We start from the raw sequence: 21691 nt of genomic DNA, 5'->3' as shown, positions 1-21691 counted from the left end.
AGCCGAAAAACCGGGATTACGTTGCCTTGTCCGGATTGCCTCCACCCTGGATCAGGGCGCACAGCCCCTTCATCGACGAGTCGAGGACGCTCTCGGCCGCCCGCCGCACGATGAACGCGGGCACGGGCCGGCCGGGCTCGACGGTGACGTCGAAGCGCACCCGAGTCTGGTCAACCCCTTCGGGTTTGAGGGTGTACTCGACGTGCTGCCCATGCTGCTGGGAGGTTCCCTTGGCGTCGTAGACGACCCAATCGGGGCCCCAGTGGTATTCCAGGACCTCTTTGTCGACCAGCCCGAGAATCTTGATGGTGGTTTTGACGTGGTGCGGCCGGCCGTCGGGATACCGGTCCATCACTTCGATGTGTTTGTGCAGCGGCGACCACGATGACAGGACGCCGACATCTGTCAGCGCTTCCATGACCACTTCAGGCGGCGCGTTGACGACGAATTCCCGTGATGCTTTGACGGCCACTGGTGATCAACTTAGCAACCCCGCCACCGACGCGGACCGGATCGCCGTAAACAGTTATCTACCAGTCGATTTCGTCGAGCGGCGTGGTCGCGGCCGGTGGCCGTCCGACAGGCCCGGGCGGAGTCCGCGAAAAACGCGGGGCGGGCGCGGCCTGGTCGGCGCCGTGGGCGGTGATCACCGTGGACCGCGCCCGCAGGTGCTCATCGACGGCGGCCTCGCTCCAGGTCAGTACCGGGGTGACGCAGGCATCGGTGCCGGCGAAGGTCTGCGCCCATTCGTCGCGGGTCCGGCTGGCGAATCGACGGGCGAAGACCTCCCGCATCCGCGGATAGGAAGTCTTGTCGTGTTGGGCGGGCAGGTCGCCGCTCGACAGGCCCAGCCCATCGAGCAGCGCCGCGAAAAACTGTGGCTCGATGGCGCCGACGGCGACGTATTTTCCGTCGGCGGTCTCATAGCAGCCGTAGAAGGGGGCGCCGCCGTCGAGCAGAAACGATTCGCGTCGGTCCCGCAGTGCGCCAGTGGACTTCATCGTCCACATCATTTGGGCCAGCAGGCTGACCCCGTCGACCATCGCCGCGTCGATCACCTGCCCCAGGCCCGAACGTTCCCGTTCGTAGAGGGCGGCCGCGATGCCGATCACCACCAGCATCGAGCCGCCACCGAAGTCGGCGACCAGGTTCAGCGGCGGCATCGGTGGCCGGTCAGCGTAGCCCAACGCCGACAGCGCACCGGTCTGCGACAGGTAATTGATGTCGTGACCGGCGCTCAGCGCCAGTGGCCCGTCCTGTCCCCAGCCGGTCATCCGCGCGTAGATCAGCCGCGGATTGACCGCCGCACAGTCGTCCGGTCCGATGCCGAGGCGCTCGCAGGTGCCGGGTCGAAAGCAGTCCAGCAGCACATCGGCCTTGCCGGCCAGCTCCAGCAGCACATTGCGCTGCGTCTTGACGTCCAGGTCGACGATTCGCTTGCCCCGGTGCAGCAGGTCGCGGTCCTCGGCCGGCATGGCCAAGCCGCCTGTTTGGTGGCCGGGGCGGCGCACCCGCACCACGTCCGCACCCAGATCGGCGAGCAACATTCCCGCGTGCGGCCCCGGTCCGATGCCGCCGAGTTCGACGACTCGCACCCCGGCAAGCGGCCCGCTCACGGCCGCTACTTACCCTTCTTCACCTTGAGCACCCGGTCGCGCAGCGCCTTGGTCGCCGAATCGATCGTTCCCTTCACGGCACGCTTGAGCACGAATCCGGGCAGCGGCACGTTCGGGTCCGCGAGAAGCTCGAACTTGACCAGGGTCTCGTTGCCTTGCGGCACCAGCGTGTACTTCCCGTCCTGCGCCTTCTGCTGCGAAGAGCTGACCAGCTTCCAGCTCACCAGGTTGTCGCCCCACGTGTAGGCGACCACCTGTTCGTCGGTGATTCCGGCGACCTTGACCTTCATCTTCACTTGGCGGGGCCGTCCGTCATCACCGGTGTCGAGGATCTGCGCACTTTGATGCGGCTCCGACCATTCGGGCATCGCTTCGAAGTCGGCGATGACGTCCAGGATTTCCTCCGGACTCGCTTCGATGACGATCTCGCGGGATTCTTTGAGTGCCATGGCCCGCACGATACTGGCCTGGCGTCTCACCCGGAACGGATTCGACCGAGCGTACCGTCGTGGCTGTGACTGATGCCGCGACCGATCCCGCATATACCGTCGGTGACTACTTGTTGGACCGTCTGGCCGAGCTCGGCGTCTCGGAGATCTTCGGCGTTCCCGGCGATTACAACCTGGAATTCCTCGACCACATCGTCGCCCACCCCAGCATCCGCTGGGTCGGCAGTGCCAACGAGCTGAACGCCGGTTATGCCGCCGACGGGTACGGGCGGTTGCGCGGAATGTCAGCGTTGGTAACGACTTTCGGCGTCGGCGAGCTCTCCGCGGCCAACGCCGTCGCGGGCAGTTACGCCGAGCAGGTACCCGTCGTGCACATTGTCGGCGGACCGTCCAAGGACGCCCAGGGCACCCGCCGGGCCCTGCACCATTCGCTCGGCGACGGGGACTTCGAGCACTTCCTCCGGATAAGCCGCGAAATCACCTGCGCCCAAGCCAATCTCATGCCCGCGACGGCCCGCCGCGAGATCGACCGGGTGCTGTCCGAGGTGCGCGAGCAGAAACGCCCCGGATACATTCTGCTGTCCACCGACGTGGCCCGCTTCCCGACCGAGCCGCCGGGAGCGCCGCTGCCCCGCTACACCGGCGGCACCAGTCCCCGCGCGCTGGCGATGTTCGTCGAGGCCGCGACCGCACTGATCGGGGACCACCAGCTCACCGTGCTCGCCGACCTGCTGGTGCACCGGCTGCAGGCGATCAAGGAGCTCGAGGCGCTGCTGTCCGCCGACGTGGTGCCGCACGCCACCTTGATGTGGGGGAAGAGCCTGCTCGACGAGAGTTCGCCCAACTTCCTGGGCATCTACGCCGGATCGGCCAGCGCGCCGGCGGTGCGCGCCGCGATCGAAGAGGCGCCGGTCTTGGTCACCGCCGGAGTGGTGTTCACCGACATGGTCAGCGGCTTCTTCAGCCAGCGCATCGACCCGGCCCGCACCATCGATGTCGGCCAATATCAGAGCAGTGTGGCCGGAGAAGTCTTCGCGCCGTTGGAAATGGGCGCCGCGCTCGAGGCGCTGGCCACGATCCTGGCCGGGCGCAGAACCTCCTCGCCGCCGGTGGTGTCGCCGCCGGCGCAGCCCCTACCGCCGCCACCACCGCGTGACCAACCGCTCACCCAGAAGATGTTGTGGGACCGCCTATGTGTGGCCCTGACACCGGGCAACGTGGTGCTTGCAGACCAGGGCACCTCCTTCTACGGCATGGCCGACCACCGGCTGCCACAGGGCGTGACCTTCATCGGTCAACCACTATGGGGCTCAATCGGTTACACGTTGCCCGCCGCGGTTGGGGCGGCGGTGGCACATCCGGACCGCAGGACGGTGTTGCTCATCGGGGACGGCGCCGCGCAATTGACCGTGCAGGAGCTGGGCACCTTCTCACGCGAGGGCCTGTCGCCCGTCATCGTGGTGGTCAACAACGACGGCTACACCATCGAACGGGCGATCCACGGCGAGACCGCGCCGTACAACGACATCGTCAGTTGGAAGTGGACCGACGTGCCCCGCGCACTCGGGGTCACCGACCACCTGGCGTTCCGGGTCCAGACCTACGGCGAACTCGACGATGCCCTGACCGCCGCCGCGGAGCACCAGGACCGCATGGTGTTCGTGGAGGTGATGTTGCCGCGGCTCGAAATCCCCAACCTGCTCGTCGACCTCGTCCAACCGACCTCACCGGACGGCAGCCCGCGCCGCTGAAGCTCTAGCGCGAGTTCGGCGTTCGCTCCGGACTGGCGGATCGCAGGATGGCCTGCACCGTCCGCCGACAACGTCCGCAGTCGGCGCCGGCTCCGCACGCCTGGGCGACTTGTTTCGTGGTCGACGCCCCGCATTGCACCGCCTCGGTCACGGTTTGACTGGTGACTCCGTTACACAGGCACACGAACACCGGCGAGTCCTCAGTCCGCCTCGATGCGCATCATGTTGGTGAAGCGGCCGACGAATATCGGGGGGTAGGCCCCCACTCCGGCACCGGACAGCCATTCAGCCGCTGCGTCGGGATGGTCAATCCATCGCCGCGCGCTTGCTTCGTCCGGCAGCTCCGACATGATCAGCACCTCATGATCGTCGTCGAAAGCCCGGAATACCCAAGTCTTTTGAACACCGGCCGCAGCGAATCTGTCCATGGCCGAAGACACTTGGCTGGTCAAGGTTGAAACGTCGTTGACCGAGGCGACGGCGGCCACCACGACGCCGGGTGCGGCCGGGGTCTTCGGTGGCTGCGCGATGAACCTGTCGACGATTTCGCCGGCGAAGACCGCGGGGATGTCTTCCACGCCGGCCTCGTCGAACCAATCGAAGAAGACGCGGGACCGCAACAGCTCCACGATCGGCTCACGGCTGTGGACGCCGATCATCACCAGTACCCGGCCGTGGTCGTGGGTGGAGGTGTAGACCAGCACGTGGTGCGCGCCGATATCGGCCAGGGCGGCCCTATTCCGTTCCAGCAGCGGCCATACCCGGGTGGGATCGGGGACGCGGTAGTCCGACGCGATCACCATCGAGTGGATATCACCGTTGTTCATCGGAGTTGGTCTTTCATCACTTTCCCCGTCGCGTTGAGTGGAAGTGAATTGAGGAACTCTACCGTGCGCGGCACCTTGAATCCGGCCATGCGTTCGCGACACCAGCCGATCAATTCGTCGGCGCTGACGTCGCCTTTGCGGACCACGAAGGCTTTGCCGACCTGGCCCATCCGGTCGTCGGGGACGCCGATGACGGCCGCCTGCGCGACGGCAGGGTGGTTGAGCAGGAACCCTTCGATCTCGGCCGGGTAGGCGTTGAAGCCGCCGACGATGAACATGTCCTTTTTGCGGCCGACGATGCGTAGCCGTCCGGCCTCGGTGAAGTTCCCCAGATCTCCGGTGTGCAGCCAGCGGTCGTCATCGATCGCTTGTGCGGTGGCCTCCGGTTCGTCCAGATACCCCTTCATGACTCCGTAGCCGCGGACCAGTACCTCGCCGTCATCGGCGATGCGCACCTCGACCCCCGCGCACGGCACGCCCGCGGTGGTGGCGACATCCTCGAAGGAATCGCCCGGCAGCGAAAGCGTGACGTTGCCGGCCTCGGTGAGCCCGTAACCCGTCATCAACGTTTGGAACGGCAGTTCGTCATGGATGCGACGGACCAGTTCGACGGGGATGTCCGCGGCGCCGGTGACACCCGCACGCAGTGACGACAGCCGGGACTTGTCCTGCACCGTCAGCAACGAGTGATACAGCGTCGGGGGGCCGGGGAGCATCGTGATGCGTTCGCGTTCAATGAGATCCACCACCGTGTCGACGTCGAACACCGGGACCGGCAGCATGGTGGCACCGCGCAGGAATGACGTAATCAGACCCGCCTTCAGGCCGAACGTGTGAAAGTACGGGTTGATCTGCAAATAGCGATCGCCCTCGCGCAGGTCCGCAAGCGTCGCCCACTCCTCATACATGCGCAGCGTTTGGCCGTGACTCAGCATCGCCCCCTTGGGGCGCCCGGTCGTGCCGGAGGTGAAGATGATGTCGGAGGTGTCGGTGCCGCTCACCGACCGCTCGAACGGTGAACCGCTGGACAGGAAGTCGGACTTCAGGTCGATGACGGGCACTCCCGCCGGCGCGGTGTAATCCTGGTCCAGGAAGCCCTTTTGGACCAGGACGGCCTTCACCCTGCTGCGGACGATGATGTCGCCGGCTTCTTGGGTTTTGAACCGGGTGTTGACCGGGATGAGCACACCACCGGCGGTGAGCAACCCGAACGCGGCGACGATCCACTCGGCCGAATTGGGTGCCCAGATCGCGACCCGGTCACCCTTTTCGACGCCGAGTTCAGCGAAAGCGCCTGCGGCGCAGCGGATTCGCTCGACCACCTGCTTGAAAGTCAAGCGCAGCGGACCGTCGACGACCGCTTCCGCGTCGCCGAACCGGTCCGCCGCGCTCAAGACCATCTCGGGGATGGTCTGCCATGCCGGTACTGGCCGGTGCGTCACACCGTGACGAGTCGACCGAGGTTGCCGCCCATGATCTTTGCCTGGTCCTCAACGGACAGGTGCGACAGCGCGTTGACGTAGAACGTCGGCTCCGCCAGTCCCTCCGGGTGCGGCCAGTCCGAGCCGTACAGCACCTGGTCCACGCCGACGAGGTTGACCAGATCGTCGATTCCGTCCTCGAAGAACGGGCTGACGTGGATCCGGTTCTTGACCATCTCGACGGGGTCGCTCGGAAAAACTTCCGGCGCCTTCCGGAAGACCTCGGCCAGGCCGTCCAGCAACGGGGTCATCCACTTCGAACCGGCCTCGACGATCGCGACCTTCAGCTTCGGGTGGCGGTACAGCGCGCCGTGAATCACCCAGGAGCCCACCGCGTCCTGGATCGGCCGCCATTCGTTGAGGATGCCCATCGCATTGGTTTGGAAGGGCAGCATCTCTTGTTCGGCGCCGTCCCACTCGGAGGTGTACCGCGAATAGCCACTGTCGCTGGAGTGCATGCCGACCAGTACGTCGTGCTCGACGACCCGCTCCCAGAACGGGTCGAATTCGGGCACCGCGAACGACCGCGGACCGCGGAACCCGGGGACCGGCGCGGGGCGGACCAGGATGGCGCGGGCGCCGCGCTTGACGGCCCACTCCAGTTCCTCAATCGCCTTCTCGACGATCGGCAGGGTGATGACCGGGGTGGTGAAGATCCGGTTCTGGTAGTTGAACCCCCAGACCTCGTCCAGCCACTCGTTCAGCGCGTGGATCAGCACGTGGACGGCGACCGGGTCGTCGCGCAGCCGTTCCTCGAGGAGGCTGGCCAGTGTCGGGAACATCAGCGTGCGGTCCAGACCCAGCTCGTTCATCTTCTCCAGGCGCGGGCCGGGCTCGAAGAACGCCGGGATCGCGCGCATCGGCTCGCCGAACAGTTCGCGCTTGCTCTTCCCGTCCGGGTTGCCGTACTTGAAGTACTCCTCCCAGGCACCCGGCCGGGCGACGACCTCGAAAGTCGGGTTGGGGATGTAGTTGCTGATGTGGCCGCGGATGGCGATCTTCGTCCGCCCGTTGATCTGCACGTACTGGATGAAGTCCTTGTACTCCTTGGGCAGGAACTTGGTCAGCGCCTCCGGCGGCTCGTACAGGTGATTGTCGGCGTCAAAGATCGGAAACGGGACGTCTTCCCGATGCGACAACTGGCCCATGAAATCCTCCTTCTTGATTTGTGAGAATACTATTCTCTACAGCCGCCAAATCGCAACGCGGTTCCGTCGAACCACCGGTTCGACGGGATCAGCACGACACGAAGATCTTGTAGGTGGCGTCGGCCGGTTCACCAGGCTTGTCGGTTCGGTAACCGTTGGCGGTGCCGGAGACGGTGAACTTGTCGCCCGTCATGCTCATGTCTGCGCTGCCGCCATCACCCCGCGAGTACATGCCGGTGAAGCCACCCAGGTTTTGGATACGCACCGACTCGACCGTCGCGGGTTGCGCGCTCTCGTCGACGATGAGCTTGGCGCCGGCAAAATCGCCGCCGATCTCGATCGTCCGAGTCCAGTCCCGCTGGCCGCACTTCACGATGTGGAAATTCCGGTTGTTGCCGTTCACGGTGACCGATGCCGTGCTGGCGATTTGGGCTGGCGGGCGCGACGTGCATGCGCTGACCAAAGCAATGGCCAGGACTGCGGTAGCGGCCACGATCCGATTCCGCATCGGGTCACCTCCATCCTCGTTGACGAAAGTTCTTGGGCCTGCAGCGATGATGTTATTCTCGCCAAAAGAGAATGCCAATATCGGGTTGTTGTCGAGGAGCGATAACAGATGGTGGACCTGGAGATCGACGACGGCTTGGCGGTGGTCACCATCGACCGTCCGCACGCGCGCAACGCCATCGGTCTGGACACCATGGACCAGCTGGAGAAGGCGCTCGATGCGGCGGCGGATGCGCGGGCGCTGGTGATCAAGGGCGCCGGGGACAAGGCTTTCGTCTCCGGTGGTGACCTCAAAGAATTGAGCGCGCTGCGGACCGAGGAGGCCGCCGCGGCCATGGCCCGGCGGATGCGGTCCATCTGCGATCAGCTGGCGGACTTCCCCGCCCCGGTCATCGCCGCGCTCAACGGCCACGCGTTCGGCGGCGGCGCCGAAGTCGCGGTCGCCGCCGACATCCGAGTGGCCGCCGACGATGTCAAGATCGCCTTCAACCAGGTGCAGCTGGAGATCATGCCGGCCTGGGGCGGAGCCGAGCGGCTCGCCACGCTGGTCGGAAAGAGCAGGGCGCTGCTGTTGGCCGGCTCGGGAACCGCCCTCACCGCGGCCGATGCCGAACGCATCGGCTTGGTGGATCAAGTAGTGCCCCGCGGCGTGTTCGACTCGCCTGACCAGGGGTGGCGAGCCGTCGCACGGTCGCTGGCACGCCAGCCCGCGGCCGCGATAAAGCGGGTAATCCGCGGAGTTTCCGCCGAGGAGGCGATAGCATCCTTCGCACGGTTATGGGTTGCCGACCCGCACTGGCAGGCCGCAGAACGGGTGATGAACCGCAACGCCAAGCCGCGCCCGGCAGCCGGAGGAGCGTCATGACCACGATGAAGACAATGATGGGCGTCGGCTCCGTCGTGTCGTTGGCTTCGCTGTTGGCGACAGCGGGTCTGCTGGTGGGAAACGGGCCGGCGCATGCCGACCCGGTCATGCATCACGTCAGATACACCGTCAGCGCGCAGAATCCGATTTACACCAGCATCTATTACCTGGACCATCAGCCCGAAAAGTTCTCCGACTACAGCCACAACCCCTACTCGTTCACACCACACGTCGACGTCGACCTGGCCCCGGGCAAGCCGTGGGGCTTCGATCTGGACATGTCGGACCCCGACCATTACGCGATGGTGGTGGCGAGCACGGGCACCGAGCCCGGCACGCCGGGACTTCACTGTGATCTGGCGGTCGACGGCGCCGTCGTCGTATCCAAGGACGGCCCTAAAGGCGTGCTCTGTTCCCTGCGGAACTGGTGAACCAGCCAGGTCTCCGGCACGCCCTCGATCGGCTGCGGTTCGCCTTCCAGGCGGCGCAAATAGTTTTCGACCAACTCCACCGTCTCGGCATGACCGGCGGACATACCGATTGCCTGCTCGAGCACCAGAAAGCGCGACAGGCTGCTCATCAGCACCGTCCACACCACCGGAGGAATGTCGATGTCCTGGCCCTCGTCTTGAATTCTGGAGCCGTAGCGCTCCAGCGCCGTCGCCACCGCTTGGCGCTGCTCTTCGCGGAAACGCTCGGCGTAATAAGCGATTTCGGCCCGCATGTCCTTGCGATGATTGGCCAGTGCCATGAATTCCATGGAGATTCGCGTGAACGCTGGATCGGTGCCGAATCGCCACAGCGCCCACAGCGGCTGTGGCGACTTCAGCATTTGCGCGTGCGCCTCGAGCGCCTCTTCGGCCCGGCGCCGAAAGACTTCCAGGAAAAGCTCTTCCATGGTGCGGAAGTAGTAGTGCACCAGTTGAGGCTTCAGCCCGGCCTTGTTCGCCAGTCGCCGCGACGTCACCGCGGCGTAGCCCTCTTCGAGCATCAACTGTTCGGCGGCATCGAGCAACAAGACGCGGTTTTTCGCGTCCGGCGCCCCGATTCTGCGGGCCGATGTCATGTGCCTGCTCCGTACTCTGTGCCATCCCGTGCCGACCACACGGATCGTATCGTGGCGCGGCGCGCCGACCTTGACCCTGACATTACCGCCATGCTAAGCAGGTGCTCAGCATATTTTCGGTTCTCGAGATCGGGCGGCGCTACCGATTGCCGCCGACTACACCGGTCAACCCAGCCCAGGGAGACGTAATCCGATGAGCACCTTCGACTCGATCGACTTCTTCACCGATCCGTCACTGGTCCCAGACCCGCACCCTTACTTCGACCACCTGCGCAGCCAGAACCCGGTGCTGCGCCTGCCGCACTACGGCGTGGTCGCGGTTACCGGCTACGACGAAGCCTGCGAGGTCTATAAGGACCCGGACACCTTCTCCAACATCGTCGCCCTGGGCGGACCCTTCCCACCGCTCCCGTTCACGCCCGAAGGCGACGACATCAGCCCGCAGATCGATGCGCACCGCAGCTCCTTCCCGATGAACGAGCACATGGTCACCATGGATCCGCCGGAACACACCAAGGCCCGATCGGTGCTCGCCAAACTGCTGACCCCCAGCCGGCTGAAGCAGAACGAGGAGTTCATGTGGCGCCTGGCCGATCGTCAGCTCGACGAGTTCCTCGGCACCGGTGAGTGCGAGTTCATCGCCGAATATTCCAAGCCGTTCGCCACCCTGGTGATCGCCGACCTGCTCGGCGTGCCGGAAGAGGATCACAAGGAGTTCCGTAAGGTCCTGGGTGCCGATCGCCCCGAGGCGCGGGTGGGCGCCCTGGACCACGAGTCGGTGGGCATCAACCCCCTCGAGTGGCTCGACGACAAGTTCTGTACCTACATCGAGGATCGGCGGCGCGAGCCGCGCGCCGACGTGCTGACCTTCCTGGCGGAAGCCAAGTACCCGGACGGATCGACGCCCCCGGTGATCGAGGTGGTCCGCTCGGCGACATTCCTCTTCGCCGCGGGTCAGGAGACCACGGCGAAACTGCTCAGCGCCGCGCTGCAGGTAATCGGTGACCGGCCAGACATCCAGCAACAGTTGCGTGAGGACCGCAGCCTGATCCCCGGGTTCATCGAGGAATCACTTCGGATGGACAGCCCTGTCAAGAGCGACTCCCGGCTGGCCCGCAAGGCAACCACCATCGGCGGGGTGGACATCCCCGCCGGCACCGTCGTGATGATCCTGCCGGGTGCGGCCAACCGCGACCCACGCCGATTCGAGAACCCGCACGAGTTCGACCTGCGCCGCAAGAATGTGCGCGAACACATGGCGTTCGCCCGTGGCGTGCACTCCTGCCCCGGCGGCCCGCTCGCCCGGGTCGAGGGCCGCGTATCGATCGAGCGGATCCTGGACCGGATGCCACACATCGAGATCAACGAAGCCCATCACGGGCCCGCCGCGGAGCGCCGCTACACCTACGAGCCGACGTATATCCTCCGCGGCCTGAGCGAACTGCACCTGAGATTCACCACCGCGGACGCGGTCGCGCCGGTGGCGTAGGGATTTTCACTGGCGAGCGCTACCGCACCTGCATCCCGGCGAAGTAACAGCCGAGCAAGACCACGGCGATCAACACCACCCACGCGTCGGTCAGTCGGCAGAGCAGGACGGGGGCGTCTCGCACCTCCATGAATTCGCGAAAGATGATGCGCACCTTGACCAGTGCGATGACGATGACGCTCGACGTGACCACGGCGCTGGCTTTCAGCGCCCCGTCGGCGGCGTGGTCTATCCACAGATAGGCCAGCGTCAACGCGGCCAAGATAGTCCAGACGAACAGCAATCTCTTGTTGAATCTGATTCCGATCACCTCACCACGTAGAGCAGCGCAAAAATGAGCACCCAGAGGAAATCAACGGTGTGCCAATACGTTGCGCAGGTCTCGATGATTTCCTGGGAGCGCCGCGCCGGACTCCGGAGTTGGTAGACGACGACGCCGAGGACGACGAAGCCGATCAGCAGGTGGACGAAGTGGATCCCGGTGAGGAAGAAATAGAACATGAAGAAGTCGTTGCGCTCTATGCCATTTCCGGCTTGGACCAGCCGGACCCACTCGAACACCTTGAAGAACAGGAACACCATGGCGAATGCCGCCGTGATGAAGACATCCCGCAGGGCCGCTCGGTAGGCGCCGGCACGAGCCGATTGAACACACCGCGCCACCGACCATGAGCTGAGCAGCAGCACCAAGGTGTTGAAGACCCCGACGCGCAGGTCGAGGTGAGCCTGCGAGTGCAGGAAAAGCTCGGGATTGCGGCCCCGGGAAAACAGGTAGAAGCCGAAATAGCCGGTGAACACCAGGGTTTCGAACAGTACGAAGGCCCACATGTCGGGCTGGCCCGGCACGGCCCTGACGCGTCCGCGCCTGTCGGCTACGTCGGTCACCGCGCCACCGCCTTCTTCCGCGGCAGGTCCGGCAGCTCCCCGGTCCCGAAGTCTTCGCGGCGGATCATCTGAAACAGCATGACGATGAACGTGACCTGGTAGATGCCGAACACGACCATGTCCAGCCACCAGGCGATTTCGCCGTCCCACGCGAACACGCCGCGCCGGAAGATCCAGCAGGGCGCCACGACCACCTCGGTCAGGGCATTGCACAGGTTGAGATAGCCGAACCACTTGGGGAATACCCGATTCTTGTCGAGCAGGATAGCCACCATCCAGATCAGTGAACCAATCAGGAACACTCCCATGGTGCCGTCGAATGACAGGAAGGCGAAGTCATACAGCCATCCGATCAGCTGGGGGTCGCGGTCGGGTCGCAGCGTGCCGACGATCAGGGCGATGTTGAGCAGCAGCATGCCGGGAACTGCGGCGAGCGAGTAGATGACGAGATACGAGTAGCCGAACGCGCGGCTGACCGACATGCGCCGCATGGAATACGCGATGAGGGCATTGTTGACCGTGGTCATGCCGCTGATGGCGAAGATGACCCCGAAGCCGATGGGTATGCCGAGGTGGCGTTCGGCGAACCAGTGGCCCTGCGTCGCGAGGTCCCAGGTGGGCTCCGGTGGGGGCTGGACTTGGGCCACGATGAAGAACATCGGGAAGAACAGGCCGTAGAACACCATGAGCACCGTCCACGCCAGCCACAGTTCTCGCTTGGGGTCGCGCTTCAGATGCCAACCGATTCGGCTATGCAGCGGACCGGTGGGCGGCGTTGCCAAGGACGTCGGCGGGGTGCTCACCGCACTCACGCGGTAGCCAATTCCGCTGGGCTTTCGAGGTTCTCGGCACGCTCGCGATACACGGCTTGCCCCAAGACGACGCCCATCACGACGATCCAGATGGCGATGGCGACATTTTTCACCCAGAACGACAGCAGGCCGTCCCAGGCCAGCGGACCGGTCAACGAGACGCCGACGAATGACGCCGGCACCAGCGCAGCCCCCACCAGAAGATTGAAGTAGGCGACCCAACGGTTGAACACCGGGCGCGACGCGTCATCGAAAAAGATTGCCAGGGCCAAGATTACGCACTGCCCGATGAGAAATGGAACCAGGATGGTGAAGGTGATCCAGGCCAGGTCATTGAGCAGCTGAGTCAGCTCGGGGCTGCGCTCCGGCCGGAAGGCGGCCAGCAGCCAGCAGACATCGGCGACGAGAAACAGTGTCGGACCGCCGGCCGCGCAGCCGAGCATAGCGTAGGAGAAGATCGGCGTTCGATGCGCCATGCGGCGGATCTGCAGCACGATCAGGGCCAGGATCGGCACGAGGCATACCCCGAACCAGTTGAACAGGATCATGCTGGAACGGATTTCCGGGATATGCGCCGGATCGCGGTAGAAGGCAGCCACCTGCTCCGCCGGCATGGTGGGTGACATCGGCGGGTTGAATCCCGGGAACAGGAGGAAAGCGGCGATCCACAGGATCAGCGCCACCGGCAACGTCCAGAGCAGAATCAGCTCGCCATCGGTCCGCCGAGACGCGGTTCGCGCCGATTGGCTACCGCCTGCATCGTTGCCGCCGCCGTCGGACATCAGAACTCCTTCGCCGCACGAGATCGCTGCCGAAATGTGGCTAGTGAGCGAAGCTAGCCGATCGGCTAGCCACGGTCAAGAGCGTCGTCTAGTCTCGGTGCGTGGGAACAGCACGGCAGCCGGACACCGACGAGCAATTCTGGCTCGTCGAGCACAGTCCGGCCCGGACACGGGTACTCGATGCCGCGTTGGAGTTGATCGCCACCCACGGCGTCAGCGGTACGTCGCTGCAGATGATCGCCGACGCCGTCGGTATCACGAAAGCTGCTGTCTACCACCAATTTCGGACCAAAGAGCAGATCGTCATCGCCGTGACCGAGCGCGAACTGGGCCGGCTCGAGCCGGCCCTCGAGGAGGCCGAGGCATACGACGACGGGCCGCAAGCACGAGATGCCTTGTTGGTGCGTGTGGTTGAGATGGCCGTTCGCGATCGCCGGTTGGTGCGCACGTTGCAATTCGATCCCGTCGTGGTCCGGCTGCTGGCCGAGCACAAGCCGTTTCAGCTTTTCATGGACCGGCTGTACCGGGTGCTGTTGAGCGATGCGGGACTGGACGGGCGGATCGAGGCGGCCATGTTCTCCGGCGCGCTCAGCACCGCGGTCATGCATCCACTGGTGGCCGACATCGACGACGAGACCCTGCTCGATCGGGTTACCGACTTGAGCCGGCGCCTGCTCGGACTGCCTCGAAAATCCCGCGACTGAAAGCGATGCGGCTACGTGTCGGCGCGAACCCAGCTCGATATGCCGTCGTGAGCAATACAGATCAGGAACAGACCATCAGGCGCCTGCGCGACGTAGTTCAGATAGTTCTGGCAATCGGAGTTTTCGTCCTTGACCCCGGCCATCGGCGGTGAGCGGAACCACCGAGGCTGGTATCGCCTCGGCGAGCCGCAGAACATCAGCCGGCCGGGCTCCGAGGCGAATGAAACGTAACCGTCGGCGACGCCGAAGGCGTAGTAGGTGGTGTTGTCACAGGGCGCACCGAGAACCTGATGCGGCATGATGCCCGGGGTGCACGCGGGGTAGTCGCAGACGGTCGGTCCGGCCGATGCTGGCGGCGCCGCCACCACACCGGCGCCGAGCAACGCGGCAACCAGGGCCACGATGGATCGCACCCGATTACTCTGCCACATCGGAAAGGAAAATTCTCCTGGTTGGAGAAGATCACCTGAACCGAATGGCGGTCGGCGCCGGGCCATCCGAACACCACTCCGCCCCGCTTCCCGGGGGCGGGCATTTCCGCATGTAAAGGCCACCACAGCCGCCGTCCTCTGCGGAGTTGAGCCCAGGTCAAAGTGATAAGCTGCTTCTCCGTGCACGATCCGGAGAGGCCTGACGCCGACCCATCTGATGATGCGGCGGCCGTGGCCGGTCCCGTCCAACCGGGGGTCGAGTCGAAGGCCGTAGCGCCCCTCCCGGAAGCCGACCCAGAAGATGAAGTTGCCCAGGCCGAAGCGCGCGCCGAGGCGGCTCGGGCACGCCTGTCAAAGCTGCGCCGGGCCGCCGAAAGCGGGGGCGCGGATGACGACTCCGAAGATGTCGAGCAGCGCCCGGCAAAGGCCCGGAAACGGCTGCGGCTCCGGCGTCCGGGACGGCCACGGTGGCTGCGGCGTCCAAAGCGGAAAACAGTAGCGGCCGGCGTCGGCTCCGTGCTCTTCTCGGCCTCTGTCGCCGCGACCGGTTACATGCTGTGGCAGCACCATGTCGCGGTGCACAATCGCCAACTCGCCGCGGAGTTCAGTGCAGCTGCCCGGCAAGGGATCACGGCTTTCATGTCGATTGATCCCGATCATGCCAAGGAAGACGTTCAGCGCACCATCGATGCCTCCACGGGCGACCAGAAGGACCAGCTATCGGTGCTGTCGATCCTGATGGTCAAGAAGGCCGAGGAGACCAAGGTCGGCACCAAGGTCACCATCGAAGCGGTCGCCGTCCAGTCGTTGAGCGACAATGCGGGAGTCGTGCTGGTGGCGGCGAAAACCGATCCCATTGGGCCGGATAACGCCAAACCGCCACCGGCCTTGTTTCGGCTGAGCGTCAACATGAACCGCGACGGCGGCCGGCTCAAGATGTCGAAAGTTGATTTCCTGCGATGACTGTCGAACATGGCTCGTCGCTGGACGGCACCGAAATGGCGACCGACGGCGCCCAGACTTCACCCGACGACGAGAATGGGCGGCCACCCGCCAGCGGGGAGCCGACCCGGTTGCGCCGGCTGGCAGCGATTCGGCGGCGGGCCCAACCGTATTTGGCAAGGTGGCGTTCGATCGTCGCGACAACGTTGGTTATTGCCGCCGTGGGGGTCGCTGCCGGCGTGTACTTCACCCTGTACCGGCCGGATCAGCAGGTCGGCGACGCGGCGGCGCGCCGGGCAATTCAGGCGGCGTCAGATGGTGCCGTGGCCGTGTTGTCGTATTCCTATGACCATTTGAACCGCGATTTCGACAACGCGAGATCGCATCTCACCGGCGACATGCTGGCCTACTACAGCAAATTCAGCGACGAGGTCGTCGCGCCGGTGGCACAGAAGGGCCGACTGACGGCGACGGCCAAAGTGATTCGAGCCGCGGTCTCGGAATTGCATCCCGATTCCGCCGTCGTGCTGGTTTTCGTCGACCAGACCACCAAAAGCGTGCAAAAGAAAGATCCCGAGAATACGCAGAGCAGCGTCTTGGTCACGCTGACAAAAGTCAACGGTTCCTGGCTGATCGCAAAATTCGACCCGTCCGGATGAGCGCGGCAGATCTTGTCTTAACCATTACCAGGCGACCCGCAGCAGTGTAACGTCATCGCTCGGGAAAGCCGCAACCGACGGCGAAAAGGTGCCGTAGGCACTGTCGGATTTCGCGCTTCGAGGAGCACCTGATGCGTTCAGTCAAAACACTCACCACCGCAACGCTATTGGCCGCCACCGCATTCGTCGGTTTGAGCACTGCATCCCCAGCCCAGGCGATAACCAAGGAAGACGTCGCCATCAACGGGACTTTCCGCGCCACGTCCATTGGCGATTGGGCCCAAAGAAATGATCAGTACTTCGGCGAACCGACGGTTTACCAAACATGGACCATCAGTTCGACGTGCGACACGACCCTGGCCTGCCACGGCTCGGTGACGAGCGACCAGGGCTGGACCGCGGCCCTGTACATGAACGACGGGGAGATGTGGAAGGTGAGGCGCGAAGTGCCGAACTGGGAGCGGTGCCAGGACGGCACCGCGTTCCCCGGCCAGCAGACCTTCTTCTTCTACCCGGTGAACGACAACGGTGGGTTCCAGATCGGATCGCAGGTCTTCTCGGGCAAGGACAAGACGGTCGGCCCAAGCGGTGCCTGCGGGCAAAACCAGTGGCTTGATATCACGATGCCGTTGCGCCTCGACCAGCTCTCCTGACCGGACAGTCGTAGCTGCATTGACCGGCCTCTCGGGCCGCTTCGGCTGACGGCGAAGTCAGGTGGGAAGCATGTCCTTCCACGTCTTAGGCGCTTTCGGAGCAACGAGATCCGACTGCTGGTACAGCTTCCCGTCCGGACCGACATACCGGCCGGTGCGCGGATCGTACTTTGCCACCACGACCGAGGGCTCGGGCTTGGATGCGTTGGCTCCGAACGAACTTGGCGCAGCCTGAGGACCTTGGCCGCCGGCCGGTTTGTCGGCGGGGGCGGGGTCGGCCGGCGCGGAATCGGGAGGAACTAGCGGGGCTAACGGCAGTGCCGGCGGCGCGGCGGGCGGCGGCGGAAGTTCTCCCGCCACGGGGACGTCGAGTGGCGCAATGGGCGGCAGGTCCGCCGACATTCTCGACATCGGTAGCGACGGGCCCGACGACGGCAACGGCGGAACGGCGGCTCCGACCGTGCCCGGTGGCGGATTTTCTCCGCGCGGGCCCGCAGGGGCGCCGCGCGGCACCGCGCCCGGCGGCAGCGGCGTTCCCTCGACCGGGCCGAAAATCCTGTCGTTGGTAGTGATCCGGTCATCGGGCGGGACACCCTGGGCTATCAGATTCGGGTCCAGCGGATAGGGACCGAGGGTGTGCTGGCGCATCGCCAGCGGCATGTACGGCTTGTCGCTGTTGCAGATTTCGACGGTCGGCGCGCGCTTACCCGGGTGACCCATGCACGGATAGTTGCGGGCACCGCGAACCCCGATGGGTGAATCCTGCGGAAGTTTGCAATACAACCCGTCCGGTGTGTCGATGTCGGTGAGGTCGTCCGGGGATCGCCAGGTGTTGGGCGGCATGAAGCCGACCGTGCAAATAGGCGGATCGTCGACGGTGGCGGCGAAGTCGCCGTAAGCCCTACCGTCGGGATGGTTTTCACCCTGAGCGGCCTCCTCGATCGCAACCCCCGACGGCAACAACACGAGTAACTGCTCGATCGACGGATGGTAGGTGACGCCGATCTGCCCGATGGTGGTCAGGTTGGCAAGCAACACCGGCAGCGTCGGTTTGATTTGTTCCAGAAGCCGGGATGCTTCGTTCGCCGCGTCAGGGCCCGTCTGCAGGATGGTGCGGAAGTGAGAATCGTTGTTCACCAACGTATCCGAGATGCCGGCGAAGCTGCGCGCCCATGTTCTGATCGAATCCGTGGTGCGCGCCTGGGTGTCCAGCAGCGGCCCGGTGTCTTCGGTGAGGGCTCGGGTGCGATCGACGACACCGTTGGCGTCGCGGGACAGCGTCTTCGAGGAATCGAGCAGTGACCCCAAGTCGTAACCGGAACCGTTGAAGCCCTGAAAGGACTCGTCGAGCAATTGGCCGAGCTTGGTCTTGGGGATGCTCTGGACCAAGGCATTGACCTGCTCGAGCATCGGGCCGACCGGCTGCGGAATCGTCGTGTCCCGCACCGTGATAACCGAGCCGTCATGCAGATAGGGCGGCGAGTCGGTTTTGGGCCGCAGGTCCACGTACTGTTCACCCACCGCGGAGACACTGAGCACCGACGCTGTCAGGTCCGCGGGCACCTTGGGTGAAGTGCTCAGCGACAGCGTCGCTTTCGCGCCGGTCGGCGTCAAACCCACGGCGGTGACCTTGCCGAGCTGAACCCCCCGATAGGTCACGTTGGAAAACCGGTACAGGCCGCCGGTGGCCGGCAGCTCCAGTGTCACCGTCATCCGGCCGATGCCCAGCAACGTCGGCGCTTGGATGTAGAAGAGGACCATTGCGATTACCCCAATGGTTCCGGCGATCGCGAAAACCGCGAGCTGGATACGAACGAAGCGCGTCAGCATCTATCCACCGGCTCCCGTTCCAGGTGCGTCTGCGGGCGCCGGCGCCTGACCGAGACCCGCGTCGGGCACCGGGGCCGCGCCAGGCGGCGGCCCAGGCAACGGTGCCGCATTCGGCGGCGGCCCAGGCAACGGTGCCGCATTCGGCGGCGGCCCGGGCAACGGGGCCGCATTCGGCGGGGGGCCCGGCGGGGGTCCATAATTCCCCGGTGGCGAACCCTGGCCCGGCACTGCACCCGCCGGTGGTGGGGGCAGCGGCAACGCGTTGGGGTCGACCCACGGCGGCCTCAGCGGATTATGCAGCGGATCAAGTGTGTAATTCATCCGATACGGGTCCCCGGGCACCGGTGGCACGGGCATATCCAGCTGCCCCCAGTGGGTGCCTAAGAACAAGCCCTTCTTGAGCCGTGGAATCGTGATGTCGAAATCGAAATGCAGGTTGAAGAAATCGCCTCGGACCGCTCGGTCGACGAAGTTCTGAGTGAACGGGAACACGAACGACGCCGCGATGGCCGCGCCGAAGTCGGGCCCGACGTCGGCGAGCGCTTTGATGGTCGGCTCCAGGTTTTTAAGGTTCGTGACCAGGTCGGCCTGGGAGTCGTTGACCAGCCGGGTGGCGGTGTTGCTGAACACACGAAGGTGATCCAGGGCGGCCGTCAGACGCGGCCGCTCCTTGATCAACACCTCCAGCGCGGGCGGAATCTTGTTGATCGCCTGGGTGATTACGTCGCGTTGGTCGGCGAACGTGGCCGACAGCCGATTCAGCGCCTGGATCGAGGCAACGATGTTGTCCCGCTGGTCGTCCAGAGTTCCCACGAACGTGTCCAGCCGGGTAATCAGATCACGCACCGCGCCCTCGTGCCCGGACAGGGCAGCCGAGAAATTGTGAATGACCTCCCCGATCTGTCCCAATCCACCGCCATTGACCACCGCGCCCAGCGACGACAGCGTCTGCTCGGTCGACGGGTAGGCCGATGACCGGCTGAGCGGAATGGTGGCGCCCGGCTGCAGCCGCCCGATTCCCTGCTGGCCCAGCGGCGTATTGAGCTCCACATGCATCGAGCCCAGCAGGCTGGTCTGACCAACGGTCGCCACCACGTTGGCCGGGACCACCACATCACGCTTGACCGAGATCTCGACGTCGGCGTGCCAGCCCTGCACCCGCATCGCACCCACACTGCCGACGACGACGTCGTCGACCATCACCGGTGAATTCGACTCCATCGTACCGACATTCGGGAGTTCGACGTGGTAGATGTTGGCCCCCGGGCCGCGCCCGACCGCACCGGGCAGCGGTAGTGAATTCAGGCCGTGGAAGGCGCATCCCGTCGCCGTCACCACCACACAACAGCCGACGGCGAACACCCGCTTAGCGGCAACCCGGGCAATCATTGTTGTGGCCCTTCGTCTGGCAGCAGCATGCCGGACACGGTCGGCGCCGGCGGTGGGGGCGCCGGTGTCGACGGTGGCGGTGGCAGCGGCATCGCCGCGCCCGGTATCCGCTCCGGCGGCACCGCCCCCGGCGGTCCCACCGGATCACCCGGCAGGCCGGTGTAGGCCGACACGGCGGGCGGGGTCTCCGGCGGGCCGGGTTTCGGGCCCTCGCCGCCGGGCGCCAGGCGGGGTTCGGTGTAGAGAACCTTGGACGGGTCAACCGACTTCTGTATGAACGGGTTTAGGGGAATTGGCGAGTTGTTCCAGCTGGTCTGCCGCAATCCGGGTCCGAGGAACAGGGAGCACAGCTTGCCCGATTCGACCGCGGTGATGTTCTCGATGGCGCCGATCTGCGTGCAACCCGGCACCGACAGCAGAACCTGACCTCCCCACGTGGGATTCGCCATATTCATCAGTCCGAACCCCCCCACGATGGTTCCGGTGTCGGCGTTGTAGTCGTTGAAGAAGTTGCCGAACGCGTTCGGCGAGGTGTGCAGAATGTTTTCCAGGGCCATGTGGTGATCGACCAGGTTCTGTGTGACATCGGCCAATCGGGCGATCTGCTCGCTGGTCTGGTTGCGAGTTCCGGCGATGAACCGCCGTACCTCCCCGACCGCCGTCGACAGATCGGTCAGCGCCGCGTCCAGGTCGGATTTGCTGTCGTTGACCACGCTGGTGAGCGTGGCCAGGCGACCGTTGAACTGCTCGATCTGGACGTTACTGTCGCGCAGCGCGCCGACGAAGGTCTGCAGGTTTTTGATGATGTCGACGATGTTGCCGCTGCCGTTGGCGAGGATCCGCCCAACGCCTGACAGTTGGCCGAGTGTTTGGCGAAGCTTGTCGCCATTGCCGTCCAGCGCGTTGGCGGCGCTGTCGATGAACCGGCCCACCGATGTGCCCGATACCCCACTCTTGGGTCCCAAATCCGTTGCCAGCCGCATCAACTGGGTTTTGACCTCGTCCCACTCGACCGGCACTGCGGTGCGTTCGACTGGTATGACCGCCCCGTCGCGCATGACCGGCCCGCTGTCGCGATAGGCCGGCGTGAGTTGGACGTACCGGGACGCCACCAGATTCGGGGCGACGATAACCGCCTTCGCGTCCGCCGGAATGGGCACCCCATGGTCGACCGAGAGGACTATCTTGGCCTGGGTGCCCTGCGGCTGAATGGATTTGATGTTGCCGACCTTGACACCCGAAACCCGCACCTCGTCATGGGGGTAGATCGCGGTGGCGGTGGTGAAATAGGCGGTAATCGTTCGTGGGCCGAAGAACGTGTTACGGACGACCACGGCGGTGCCGGCAACGATCAGCCCGACCAAGGCAACCGCCGTCACGGCCGCCAGCCGCTTGCGCGGCATCC

At 64.9% G+C, this 21691-nt stretch carries 25 protein-coding genes; 8 read left to right on the top strand and 17 right to left on the bottom strand.

Annotation, left to right across the window (positions count from 1 at the left end; genetic code table 11):
- Nucleotides 1-16 precede the first annotated feature (16 nt).
- The 3 genes from ACIUM1_RS19230 to ACIUM1_RS19220 are packed head-to-tail and all read right to left on the bottom strand — an operon-like array spanning nt 17 to nt 2065.
- Entirely contained in the window at nt 17-472 is a 456-nt protein-coding gene (locus ACIUM1_RS19230; protein WP_406814189.1) for an SRPBCC family protein, read from the bottom strand.
- 58 nt (nt 473-530) lie between these two features.
- Nucleotides 531-1616, bottom strand: a complete 1086-nt coding sequence (locus ACIUM1_RS19225) for a CaiB/BaiF CoA transferase family protein (protein ID WP_406814188.1) — start codon at nt 1614-1616, stop codon at nt 531-533.
- Nucleotides 1617-1621: 5 nt separating this feature from the next.
- On the bottom strand, nt 1622-2065 hold the full coding sequence (locus ACIUM1_RS19220; protein WP_406814187.1) for an SRPBCC family protein: 444 nt from the start codon (nt 2063-2065) through the stop codon (nt 1622-1624).
- A 65-nt stretch (nt 2066-2130) separates the two neighbouring features.
- Here ACIUM1_RS19220 and ACIUM1_RS19215 point away from each other — a divergent pair, with 65 nt between their 5' ends.
- Nucleotides 2131-3816 carry an alpha-keto acid decarboxylase family protein gene (locus ACIUM1_RS19215; RefSeq protein ID WP_406817755.1) on the top strand — a complete coding sequence of 562 codons (1686 nt, stop codon included), beginning with the start codon at nt 2131-2133 and terminating at the stop codon, nt 3814-3816.
- A 4-nt stretch (nt 3817-3820) separates the two neighbouring features.
- Here ACIUM1_RS19215 and ACIUM1_RS19210 read toward each other — a convergent pair whose 3' ends face one another.
- The 5 genes from ACIUM1_RS19210 to ACIUM1_RS19190 all read right to left on the bottom strand — a co-directional run bounded on the left by ACIUM1_RS19210 (nt 3821) and on the right by ACIUM1_RS19190 (nt 7780).
- Entirely contained in the window at nt 3821-4006 is a 186-nt protein-coding gene (locus tag ACIUM1_RS19210) for a bacterioferritin-associated ferredoxin (RefSeq protein WP_406814186.1), read from the bottom strand.
- A 10-nt stretch (nt 4007-4016) separates the two neighbouring features.
- Nucleotides 4017-4643 (bottom strand): fatty-acid--CoA ligase, encoded by a 627-nt coding sequence (locus ACIUM1_RS19205; protein WP_406814185.1) that lies wholly within the window; start codon nt 4641-4643, stop codon nt 4017-4019.
- Nucleotides 4640-6043 carry a FadD3 family acyl-CoA ligase gene (locus tag ACIUM1_RS19200; RefSeq protein ID WP_406817754.1) on the bottom strand — a complete coding sequence of 468 codons (1404 nt, stop codon included), beginning with the start codon at nt 6041-6043 and terminating at the stop codon, nt 4640-4642. Before ACIUM1_RS19200 ends, ACIUM1_RS19205 begins: the two co-directional genes overlap by 4 nt.
- Before the next feature lie 38 nt (nt 6044-6081).
- Nucleotides 6082-7272, bottom strand: a complete 1191-nt coding sequence (locus tag ACIUM1_RS19195; RefSeq protein ID WP_406814184.1) for an amidohydrolase family protein — start codon at nt 7270-7272, stop codon at nt 6082-6084.
- 88 nt (nt 7273-7360) lie between these two features.
- The gene (locus ACIUM1_RS19190; protein WP_406817753.1) at nt 7361-7780 is read right to left on the bottom strand and encodes a lipoprotein LpqH; all 420 of its coding nucleotides are present in this window, start codon (nt 7778-7780) and stop codon (nt 7361-7363) included.
- Between the two features lie 108 nt (nt 7781-7888).
- Between ACIUM1_RS19190 and ACIUM1_RS19185 the strand changes: the two genes are divergently transcribed.
- Both ACIUM1_RS19185 and ACIUM1_RS19180 read left to right on the top strand, forming a co-directional pair.
- Entirely contained in the window at nt 7889-8644 is a 756-nt protein-coding gene (locus tag ACIUM1_RS19185) for an enoyl-CoA hydratase/isomerase family protein (protein ID WP_406814183.1), read from the top strand.
- 68 nt (nt 8645-8712) lie between these two features.
- On the top strand, nt 8713-9075 hold the full coding sequence (locus ACIUM1_RS19180) for a hypothetical protein (RefSeq protein ID WP_406817752.1): 363 nt from the start codon (nt 8713-8715) through the stop codon (nt 9073-9075).
- Here the strand turns inward: ACIUM1_RS19180 and ACIUM1_RS19175 are convergent.
- Nucleotides 8991-9710: a TetR/AcrR family transcriptional regulator gene (locus ACIUM1_RS19175; RefSeq protein WP_406817751.1), complete on the bottom strand. Its 720-nt coding sequence runs from the start codon at nt 9708-9710 to the stop codon at nt 8991-8993. The two genes, ACIUM1_RS19180 and ACIUM1_RS19175, sit on opposite strands and share 85 nt — an antisense overlap.
- A 193-nt stretch (nt 9711-9903) precedes the next feature.
- Here ACIUM1_RS19175 and ACIUM1_RS19170 point away from each other — a divergent pair, with 193 nt between their 5' ends.
- Nucleotides 9904-11199: a cytochrome P450 gene (locus tag ACIUM1_RS19170; protein WP_406814182.1), complete on the top strand. Its 1296-nt coding sequence runs from the start codon at nt 9904-9906 to the stop codon at nt 11197-11199.
- A 19-nt stretch (nt 11200-11218) separates the two neighbouring features.
- On the opposite strand, the gene ACIUM1_RS19165 is transcribed toward ACIUM1_RS19170, so the two are convergent.
- From ACIUM1_RS19165 to ACIUM1_RS19150, 4 genes are read right to left on the bottom strand one after another with little or no spacing between them, the layout of a single operon-like run.
- Nucleotides 11219-11506 (bottom strand): cytochrome C oxidase subunit IV family protein, encoded by a 288-nt coding sequence (locus tag ACIUM1_RS19165; protein WP_406817750.1) that lies wholly within the window; start codon nt 11504-11506, stop codon nt 11219-11221.
- Nucleotides 11506-12084 (bottom strand): cytochrome c oxidase subunit 3 family protein, encoded by a 579-nt coding sequence (locus ACIUM1_RS19160; RefSeq protein WP_406814181.1) that lies wholly within the window; start codon nt 12082-12084, stop codon nt 11506-11508. Before ACIUM1_RS19160 ends, ACIUM1_RS19165 begins: the two co-directional genes overlap by 1 nt.
- The gene (locus tag ACIUM1_RS19155) at nt 12081-12896 is read right to left on the bottom strand and encodes a hypothetical protein (protein ID WP_406814180.1); all 816 of its coding nucleotides are present in this window, start codon (nt 12894-12896) and stop codon (nt 12081-12083) included. Before ACIUM1_RS19155 ends, ACIUM1_RS19160 begins: the two co-directional genes overlap by 4 nt.
- Nucleotides 12893-13678 (bottom strand): hypothetical protein, encoded by a 786-nt coding sequence (locus tag ACIUM1_RS19150; RefSeq protein ID WP_406814179.1) that lies wholly within the window; start codon nt 13676-13678, stop codon nt 12893-12895. The genes ACIUM1_RS19155 and ACIUM1_RS19150 overlap by 4 nt, the downstream gene beginning before the upstream one ends.
- 101 nt (nt 13679-13779) lie before the next feature.
- Between ACIUM1_RS19150 and ACIUM1_RS19145 the strand changes: the two genes are divergently transcribed.
- Complete coding sequence (locus ACIUM1_RS19145; protein WP_406814178.1) at nt 13780-14382, top strand: TetR/AcrR family transcriptional regulator; 603 nt, start codon at nt 13780-13782, stop codon at nt 14380-14382.
- Between the two features lie 11 nt (nt 14383-14393).
- Here ACIUM1_RS19145 and ACIUM1_RS19140 read toward each other — a convergent pair whose 3' ends face one another.
- On the bottom strand, nt 14394-14813 hold the full coding sequence (locus ACIUM1_RS19140; protein WP_406814177.1) for a hypothetical protein: 420 nt from the start codon (nt 14811-14813) through the stop codon (nt 14394-14396).
- A 180-nt stretch (nt 14814-14993) separates the two neighbouring features.
- Here ACIUM1_RS19140 and ACIUM1_RS19135 point away from each other — a divergent pair, with 180 nt between their 5' ends.
- The 3 genes from ACIUM1_RS19135 (at nt 14994) to ACIUM1_RS19125 (ending at nt 17067) form a co-directional block, all read left to right on the top strand.
- Nucleotides 14994-15776, top strand: coding sequence for a hypothetical protein (locus ACIUM1_RS19135; RefSeq protein ID WP_406814176.1), 783 nt, complete (start codon nt 14994-14996; stop codon nt 15774-15776).
- Nucleotides 15773-16414: a hypothetical protein gene (locus tag ACIUM1_RS19130; protein WP_406814175.1), complete on the top strand. Its 642-nt coding sequence runs from the start codon at nt 15773-15775 to the stop codon at nt 16412-16414. Before ACIUM1_RS19135 ends, ACIUM1_RS19130 begins: the two co-directional genes overlap by 4 nt.
- A 131-nt stretch (nt 16415-16545) precedes the next feature.
- On the top strand, nt 16546-17067 hold the full coding sequence (locus tag ACIUM1_RS19125) for a hypothetical protein (protein WP_406814174.1): 522 nt from the start codon (nt 16546-16548) through the stop codon (nt 17065-17067).
- Nucleotides 17068-17124: 57 nt separating this feature from the next.
- Here the strand turns inward: ACIUM1_RS19125 and ACIUM1_RS19120 are convergent, their stop codons facing one another.
- Genes ACIUM1_RS19120 through ACIUM1_RS19110 form a run of 3 tightly spaced genes read right to left on the bottom strand, consistent with a single transcriptional unit; the run spans nt 17125 to nt 21689 of the window.
- Nucleotides 17125-18897: an MCE family protein gene (locus ACIUM1_RS19120; protein WP_406814173.1), complete on the bottom strand. Its 1773-nt coding sequence runs from the start codon at nt 18895-18897 to the stop codon at nt 17125-17127.
- Entirely contained in the window at nt 18898-20286 is a 1389-nt protein-coding gene (locus ACIUM1_RS19115) for an MCE family protein (RefSeq protein ID WP_406814172.1), read from the bottom strand.
- Nucleotides 20283-21689, bottom strand: a complete 1407-nt coding sequence (locus ACIUM1_RS19110) for an MCE family protein (RefSeq protein ID WP_406817749.1) — start codon at nt 21687-21689, stop codon at nt 20283-20285. The genes ACIUM1_RS19115 and ACIUM1_RS19110 overlap by 4 nt, the downstream gene beginning before the upstream one ends.
- Between the last annotated feature and the right edge of the window lie 2 nt (nt 21690-21691).

It is taken from the genome of Mycobacterium sp. M23085 (genome assembly GCF_045343915.1).
In the GTDB taxonomy this organism is placed as follows: Bacteria; Actinomycetota; Actinomycetes; order Mycobacteriales; family Mycobacteriaceae; genus Mycobacterium.
This window is presented reverse-complemented; position numbering and strand designations above follow the sequence as displayed.